Below are 8,375 nucleotides of genomic sequence, written 5' to 3' on the forward strand. Positions count from 1 at the left end.
ATCCCCAGCTATGCTCCTCCGCGATCAAGACGGTGCATGGACTTCGACTTTTTAAAGTCTTTTTGAGAAAAATAGAGATGAGAGAGCACTTCCATTATCCGATTTTTAGATAAAAATGCTTGATGACACTAAAGAATGCTGTCGTTGAGCGTTTTTATCGTTGTGTTTTGAAGCGTTCTATTTACTCTTTCAGAAGATGAGCTACTCGAAGCTCTCAGGACTACAATTTTTAGTTGAAAAGTCTAGCTAGAGAAAGAAGAAGCATATAAATAAAATGAAAAAGTGAAAAATTTTAACTTGTTTTTTGACAAAAGATGAACAAGGGTGATAAAATAATATTATGGAAAAACAATAGTATTTTCTCATTTTTCTATACAATATTTTCTTGTGAAGTAAAGAGATGAAGAATATCTCGATGAAATAGGGTAATAATTTTTATTATATATATTATATTATTTTAAAGGAGAATAAAAATGGCAACAATTAGTGTTACACCTGAAGAACTCAAACAACAAGCGCAAGTTTATATCCAATCTAAGGAAGAAATCGAGCAAGCGATTCAACGTGTAAATTCGATGAACAACACAATCGCGGAAGAGTGGAAAGGTCAAGCTTTCCAAGCTTACTTGGAGCAATATAACCAACTCTATCAAAATGTTCAAAAGTTTGAAGAATTGCTAGAAAGTATCAATCAACAACTCAACAAATATGCGGACACAGTTGCAGAACGTGATGCACAGGATGCGCAAAGTTTTGGCTTCTAAATCAAAGAAATTTGTAGTCTGAGGAGACTACTTTTTTAAAAGGAATAGAGAATGGATAAGAAAAAAATAAATTGTAAATGGATACTGGTGATTTCTATTCTTTTATTGATTGGAGGGATTACTGCAATGACACAGCTTAAAACGCCGTTTGATATTTTTTTGACAAAAGACTTTACAACACCATCAAAAAATGACCAAATTGCTTATTTGAAGAAACATGAAAAAGAAATGACGGAAGCAGTGGAAGGTTGGAATTCTAAGATAAAATCTGTTCAATGGCAGTGGGATACTGTTGAGGTTCAAGAAATAGGCAACGGCACCCCACAAGGTGCAGGATGGATATTGACTATTTATGGGAAATTCAATGAAATAGAAGACTCAAACTTTCAAATTGGTTTTGAGTTAGAGAGTAGAAAATCTTTCCCAAATATGAATGATTTTTATCAGATGCAAGATTTTACGATAGATGAGGGAGCAAAACCTTATGAGTAATTTAGAAAATTTCAATAATATTTATGCTAACTTAGCTGAATCTGCTTATAATGGCCGCCCTAAGAATTTTCCGACTAAAGCTAATGCAAAGAAAGAAAAATATATTAATTATTCCGAAAATGCTTTGAACAAAAAAGGAGAAGTGCAAGTCCGTGGTGGGACCAATCTTCCTAACAATGGGGTAGTTTATCTTCAGCCGGATAAAACCTTACATATTGAGAAAGTAACTACAGATTTACGAGTTCCTAATCCTAATGGAGGATTTCATACAGAATCTTATGTGACCAGTACTTATCAAAAAGGATTATTGACAGATGAAAAAGCAGGTTTTAATGCTTACTTTGTGACAGATACTCCAAAACTTAACAAAGAAACTAAGGAAACCTATTTGGCGGTGCGTGGAAGCGACAGTATGTCTATAGAAAATTTGAATGACTGGGTAGTAAATGACGGGAACTTTGCACTCACCAATGCTTACATTTCCCAAGCAAAACTTGCGAATAAAGCCCTTGTTTCTAAAATAGGGGAGATTAAAAAGCAAGCGCCTAGTGCTAAGCTCAATGTTACTGGGCATTCTCTTGGTACAATGGTTTCGGCGCAGGCGGTCGCAAAACTTTATCATGATTATCCAAAAGATTTTAATACAATCGGAAAAGTGGTCTTGTTTGATGGTCCAGATGTCACCAAAAGCTTAAAAAAGATGGGACTTTCAGATAAGGAGATTAAAGCAGTTGGTGAAAAAGTAACGTATTATGTCAATCCTTTTGATATGGTAAGCATGTTAAATCGGACAGCACCTTATGAAGAGCGGTTTGGCCATGTCAATGTGATTGTACCTGTACACTTTAGTACGACTTTTGATAAAATGAGCAGTCATGATTTTGGCGAATTCCAAATGGATGCCTATGACAACCCTTTAGTGGCAAGCAAGAATTTTCATCCTGAAATGTTAACGGCAGGTCACCAGCTTGCAAATCTAATTGAGAAATCTGTTTCAAAGATTGAAGCAGCAGGAATTTCAGGTGTATCGGCTTTGGTGATTTTTGCGGCCCTATCAGGTGGGGTGTCAGCTTTGATCGCATTGGGGTTGACAGCAGCTGCAGCCAAGGCAATTTACGATGAGTTTGAGAAATCTTATCAAGATATCGTTTCTGAAGCAAATAAAAAAGCAAAAGTATGGAATGCGAAACACATTCCGGACTATCAAAATAGAATTCGAACTGCAAGTGGAAGTCAAAAAGTTGAATTGAGGGTAGAGTTGTTACAATGTGTTGCCCAAGATGCCATGATTCGGGCGGAAGAGTTTACAAATGAAGTTAAAACAGATCTGTCAGATGCTTTAGAAAAAATTCAAAAAGAAATTAAGGAAGGGATTCAAGCTATCAGTGATGTTGTGCACTACTTGGAGACGAGTGAGGTCTTTTCCTTGTTGACTGAACTTGAACTTCCAAGCGTTTGGGATAAAGATATTGAAGCACATACGAATCAGGAAGCAAGAACTTTTCAAACCGAAATTGAAGAATTCTCTGCAACCTTAATGAAAATTGTACAGAATATTGAACAAGTAGACTCTCAGGGGGCAGCAGGTTTTAATACACTGATGAATCAAACGCGAGTAAATTGGGGAGCAACGAAATGACAAATCAATATAAAACAAATGCCTATCTCGATATTTTTGCACTGGACCAACAATTTAAGGAAGCTCAGAAAGAGCAAGAAAGACAGGCAATAAAATGTATTATAGAAGCTAAGAAGTCTAAAATAGAGGCAGAAAATACTGCTTTAAAGGCAAAGCTAGAAAAACGAAAAGCGAAAATGAAAGACTTTGCAGGGAAAACAGTAGTGTCAAGTTTTAAAGAGGGCCTTACTGGAAAAGTTGCAGAGGCAGCAGAGAGGCATCTCACGTCCAAAAAATTTGAGCCGGATTTAAAAAGTCCGATTAAATAATGTATCAGAAAGGCTGATGAACGCATGGATAATAATACAAGATGGAAAATTGAAGAGGAACATGCTGCCAACATGAAACAACTCAAGGAGGCGGAAGAGCTGTTGGACGATTATCAAATGAAAATGAGGCAAACAACACAACAGCTTCTTGACCATGTCTACAGTTTTTATGGAGAGCTTGATGAAGGAGTTCCCTCTGGTTTGAGTCAACCTTTTGAGGAAGTTTTAGAAAACTATAATTTTAGCCTAAGACAAAAAAGAGAAGAACTGGAAGAGTTACGCCTTCAAGAACAACGCGACTTCAATCAAAAGAGGGATTTTTGAGGCGTTTTTCATTGACGCGTAAAATACAGCGGGTCTAATTAGCCCGCTTTTTTTACATGTTGCTTTCTAGCCAGAAAATATATCAAAGTTTGCAAGAATGTAATGGCTTTAAATAAGGCTTTGGAGCTCTCTCTTTTTAAAAAGCAGTGCACTTTTTTATTAATGAGTGTTTATAATAGATGTCTGAACATTGAAAAAATGGCGGGCGCATGATAGTATAGGGGTAACTGTTGATATGAAGGAGATTAAAATGTCTAAAATTAGTGTCATTGTTCCTGTTTATAATGCAGAAGCGTATGTGAAACAGTGTGTTGAGAGCGTTTTTCAACAGTCATATACTGACCTTGAAATTCTCTTAATTAATGATGGTTCGACAGACAGGTCGGCTTTGATTTGTGAGCAACTCAAAGCCATGGATGAGAGGGTTAGGGTTGTTCACCTTTCAGAAAATAGGGGGCTGGGTGCTGCGCGCAATACCTCTCTAGAGGTGGCGACAGGTGATTATATTTTATTTTTAGATGCGGATGACTGGATTGATTCTAACCATGTCAGCGATTTGTATGAGTTGATAACACGTACTCAGAGCGATGTAGCGATTGCTAACTTTACGCGTTACTATGAGGATGAAGCGCGTTATGAATTACACATTGGTGATGAGGATTACTACGAAAAAGTTTATACGCCGGAAGAATGGTTTGCTTACCAATACGGTGCACCACATAATCTCAGCCAATGTTTTACAGTGCCTTGGGGTAAACTTTACAAGAAATCCTTGTTTGAATATGTTACTTATCCAAAAAATGGCTTTGGCGAGGATGATCGTACAACATGGAAGTTGTATCTCCTTTCTGACCGTATCGCCTATATGAATCGCTCGAGTCTTGTCTACCGTGTGAACGCAGGTTCTATGACACAGACGACTGATCAAGCAAAAGTTTTTGATGTAGAGCCTGTGGCGGAGCGAATAGCTGTTTTGGGTCTTCTTGGTTGGGATATTTCACGAGAAGTTAAGGCTTATCTCTGGCGGGCCCAACTCAATCGTGACAGTAAATTACGAAATGGCGACATTCCAGCTTATAAGGAATTAGAGTTACGTCTACGTTTAATGGAGAAATATAAGGATTAATGCGAGTTTATATAACAAATATCAATGGATTAGCAAGCTCTGCTCAGTTAGCACAAAATATGGTTACTGATATTGCTGTAGCACTGGGTTACCGTGAGCTTGGTATTTACCGCTATGATATCACAGCTGATTCACCTGTCGAACTGTCCAAACGGCTGGATGGTATCGTAGCAGGTCTGCAGCAGGGTGATGTTGTCATTTTTCAAACCCCAACCTGGAATACGACATCCTTTGACGAGCGCTTCATGGACAAGTTACGTCTCTATCGTGTAAAAATCATCGTCTTTGTGCATGATGTGGTTCCTTTAATGTTTGCGGGGAATTATTATCTTATGGAACGGACGATTGCTTACTATAACAAGGCCGATCTTATCATTGTTCCCAGTCAAGAAATGTTAGATAAGCTGAGAGAACAGGGACTCACAGTCAAAAAAGCCATCATCCAAAAAATGTGGGATCATCCAACGACTGTGCCAAGTTTACCAGCTGTCTTTGAAAAACGGTTGCATTTTCCAGGGTCAGTGGAGCGTTTCAGCTTTGTGAAACAATGGCACTATGATATTCCTCTTCATCTTTACTCACGTGAGGATGTGGCATTACCAAGTAATGTTTATCATCATCCATATATGCCCGATGAACAATTACTTCTAGAGCTGTCACGTGGTGGCTTTGGGTTGGTCTGGATGGATGACCATGATAAGGACTATCAAAAACTTTACTGTCCTTATAAACTCGGGGCTTTCTTAGCAGCAGGTATTCCTGTTTTTGTACAGCGAGGTATCGCTAATCAGGACCTTATTGAGCGAAATGGACTGGGAATTGTTGTGGATAGTTTGGACGAGGTGACGACTATCGTCCGAGACATGACGGAGGAAACTTATCAGAAAATGGTTGAACGGGTGAGAGCGTTCAATCCTCTTTTGCGGCACGGGTATTTTGCGCGCCGCCTGTTAACTAATGCGGTATTTGAGGTGTTATGTGACTAAGAAAAATACTTTATCAGAAATCACTGTGCTGCCAATATTAGAGAGTTTATCTTTTGTCCAAACGCATGGTGCGAGTGTGGCACGTTTTGGAGATGGTGAAGTCGATATCATGATGGGGCACAGTATTCCATACCAAGACTATGATGAGATACTTGCTGGGCGTTTGCGCGAGATCTTAAGCCGCCAGAGTGATGAGAAACTCATGGTTTGCTTACCAGATGTTTTCAACAATCTTGAACGCTACAATACGAATGCGCGTGCCTTTTGGGCTGACCATTTTTCCAAGTATGGCGATTTCTACCTGAAGGCGTGTCAATCATCGTGGTACGGTTCAACCTTTATCTCACGCCCTTACATTGACTTGGTGGATAAGAGCCCTGCGCAGAGCTCCTTTGATGCTTTAAAGGAGCTCTGGAGGAATCGGGATATTGTCATTGTTGAGGGAGAAGCATCATGTTCTGGTGTGGGTAATGACTTGTTTGCGGCTGCTAAGTCTATATCTCGTATCATCTGTCCTTCGCGAAATGCTTTTGCCCAGTATGACCTTATTTTGGAAGAGGTTAAGCGTGTGCCTAAGGAAGCACTCGTTCTTTTGATGCTTGGACCAACAGCAAAAGTTCTTGCTTATGACTTGATGCTGCAAGGTTATCAGGCCATTGATCTCGGTCATATCGACTCAGAGTACGAGTGGTTTCAGATGAAAGCTACTCATAAGGTTAAATTAAATCATAAGCATACAGCAGAATTTAACTATGATGAGGCGATTGTATTTGAAAAGGACAGTCTTTATGAGAGTCAAATTTTAGCTAAAATTACATCATCAATTGAAAGAAAGGAAAATCTGATGTCTTCAGAGTCAGTTATTAGTATCATTGTTCCTGTTTATAATACTTCTGCCTACCTAAGACGTTGTATGAAGTCACTCCTGAACCAAACGTATCAAAACTTTGAAATTATTCTCATCAACGATGGTTCTACAGATGGGAGCGGCTTACTGTGTGAAGAATATGCTGAGTCAGATCAGCGTATCCATCTCATTCATCAAGAAAATGCTGGACCATCAGCAGCACGAAATCGTGGTATTGAATTAGCGAGTGGTGACTATATTACTTTCGTTGATTCGGATGACTTTGTCGAGCCTAACTATCTAGAGCGGCTCTATCAGACGGCTAAAAATAACGATGCCGATATTGCTATTTGTAATTTCAACTCGTTTAATGAAGAACGACAAAGTTTTCTTTTTTCTATCACCTCTGAGATGTTCTTTGAGAAGGTCTATACGGTGCAAGAGTGGCTTGACCAGGAAAATGTACCTAAAAACAACCTCTTTCTAGCATTCACATTAACAACATTTAAACTTTTTAAAGCTGAACTTTTTGAGGGGCTTGTTTTTCCAGTAGGCCGTTTACGTGAGGATGATGCAACAGTCTACAAGCTTTATCTCAAGGCCAATAAGATTGCTTTTATCAATCAAGGGTTATATTATTATTCGCAACATGCAACGAGTCTTTCTCATAATAGTATGCAGACGGACGTTGAGGGAATGATTCGTAACGCTGAGGAGCGCATTGTCCTACTTACCGCTATGGGTTATGATGCGACTCAACATCTTGTCTCCTACCAAAAAAGACTCGAAAAATGCCAACGAGATGCTATGGCTTCTGGCCAAATTACTCTCTACCAAGACATTAGCACCAAGCTTGATTTGATTCGACATTTTAAGAAGAACGGGGGAGAAGATGCCTAAGATAAGTGTCGTCGTTCCTGTCTATAATGCGGGTGACTATCTTGTGCCTTGCTTAGATAGTATCATCCAACAAACCTACACTAATCTGGAGATTATTCTTGTTAACGATGGTTCAACGGATGGTTCAGCGGCGGTCTGTGAACGCTATCGTAGACAAGATTCGCGTATTCGTTTGGTGCATAAGCCACTCGGCGGTGGTGGCGTTGGTTCAGCACGTAATTCAGCGCTCCCTCTTATCACAGGAGACTATGTCCTTTTTGTCGATAATGATGACTGGCTGGAGCCTAATCATATCGAATACCTTTATCATTCTTTAACTGAAACTGGGAGCGATATTGCTATTGCCAATTTTACGGAGTTTATTGAGGAGAGGCAAGCTTTTCATTTTCATCTGCAGGCCGAGGATTATTATCAAAAGATTTATACGCCAGAGGAGTGGTTTGCTAAAGAATATGATACACAATATTGTCTCAGTCAATGTTTTACTGTACCATGGTGTAAGCTTTATAAGACTAGTCTTTTTGAAAACATTATTTATCCGTGGGAAGAGAAAGTTGAAGACGACTATACGACATGGAAGCTTTACCTCTTGGCGGAACGTATCGTTTTTAGCAATATTAGTCTTTATTATCATCGTAAACGCTCAACCAGTGTGACTAAGACGGTAGATATACCATCTGTCTTCCCTACGAAGAGTATCGAAGAACGGGTTACTATGTTGACACTTCTCGGCTACGATACTTCGGCAGAATTGCGAGCATATCGCTGGAGACTCCAACTCCATGCTGACTATTATCTTGAAAAAGGTATGATGCGAGAATATCAGCGTTGTCTCCAAAAAATACGATTACTCGAAAAATAATAAATTTCTAAAGGCTGAACGGTTTGGTTCAGTCTTTTTTATGTGTAGACAACTGGATAGGGATGAGAAATGTTAAAACAAGAAAAATAAATGTAAAATTTTTGAAAAAAAAAAAAAAAAAATAAAA

At 38.9% G+C, this 8,375-nt stretch carries 9 protein-coding genes; all 9 read left to right on the forward strand.

What is annotated here, in order from left to right; all coding sequences use genetic code 11:
- Positions 1-473 precede the first annotated feature (473 nt).
- The 9 genes from B4H39_RS01785 (at position 474) to B4H39_RS01825 (ending at position 8,248) form a co-directional block, all read left to right on the forward strand.
- Positions 474-764 carry a WXG100 family type VII secretion target gene (locus B4H39_RS01785; RefSeq protein WP_202231463.1) on the forward strand — a complete coding sequence of 97 codons (291 nt, stop codon included), beginning with the start codon at positions 474-476 and terminating at the stop codon, positions 762-764.
- A 51-nt stretch (positions 765-815) separates the two neighbouring features.
- The gene (locus tag B4H39_RS01790; protein WP_251423827.1) at positions 816-1,256 is read left to right on the forward strand and encodes a hypothetical protein; all 441 of its coding nucleotides are present in this window, start codon (positions 816-818) and stop codon (positions 1,254-1,256) included.
- Positions 1,249-2,895, forward strand: coding sequence for a lipase family protein (locus B4H39_RS01795; RefSeq protein ID WP_251423824.1), 1,647 nt, complete (start codon positions 1,249-1,251; stop codon positions 2,893-2,895). The genes B4H39_RS01790 and B4H39_RS01795 overlap by 8 nt, the downstream gene beginning before the upstream one ends.
- Positions 2,892-3,203: a hypothetical protein gene (locus B4H39_RS01800; protein WP_202231461.1), complete on the forward strand. Its 312-nt coding sequence runs from the start codon at positions 2,892-2,894 to the stop codon at positions 3,201-3,203. The genes B4H39_RS01795 and B4H39_RS01800 overlap by 4 nt, the downstream gene beginning before the upstream one ends.
- A gap of 24 nt (positions 3,204-3,227) precedes the next feature.
- Positions 3,228-3,527 carry a hypothetical protein gene (locus B4H39_RS01805; protein ID WP_251423821.1) on the forward strand — a complete coding sequence of 100 codons (300 nt, stop codon included), beginning with the start codon at positions 3,228-3,230 and terminating at the stop codon, positions 3,525-3,527.
- A 250-nt stretch (positions 3,528-3,777) separates the two neighbouring features.
- Positions 3,778-4,653 carry a glycosyltransferase family 2 protein gene (locus tag B4H39_RS01810; protein WP_251423818.1) on the forward strand — a complete coding sequence of 292 codons (876 nt, stop codon included), beginning with the start codon at positions 3,778-3,780 and terminating at the stop codon, positions 4,651-4,653.
- Positions 4,653-5,639, forward strand: a complete 987-nt coding sequence (locus tag B4H39_RS01815) for a sugar transferase (protein ID WP_251423815.1) — start codon at positions 4,653-4,655, stop codon at positions 5,637-5,639. The genes B4H39_RS01810 and B4H39_RS01815 overlap by 1 nt, the downstream gene beginning before the upstream one ends.
- Positions 5,632-7,386 (forward strand): SP_1767 family glycosyltransferase, encoded by a 1,755-nt coding sequence (locus B4H39_RS01820; protein WP_251423811.1) that lies wholly within the window; start codon positions 5,632-5,634, stop codon positions 7,384-7,386. The genes B4H39_RS01815 and B4H39_RS01820 overlap by 8 nt, the downstream gene beginning before the upstream one ends.
- A complete protein-coding gene (locus tag B4H39_RS01825) occupies positions 7,379-8,248 on the forward strand; it encodes a glycosyltransferase family 2 protein (RefSeq protein ID WP_202231456.1) in 870 nt (289 codons plus the stop codon). Before B4H39_RS01820 ends, B4H39_RS01825 begins: the two co-directional genes overlap by 8 nt.
- The last annotated feature ends 127 nt before the right edge of the window (positions 8,249-8,375 follow it).

The organism is Lactococcus sp. UBA7128, from assembly GCF_002492185.1.
In the GTDB taxonomy this organism is placed as follows: domain Bacteria; phylum Bacillota; class Bacilli; order Lactobacillales; family Streptococcaceae; genus Lactococcus; species Lactococcus muris.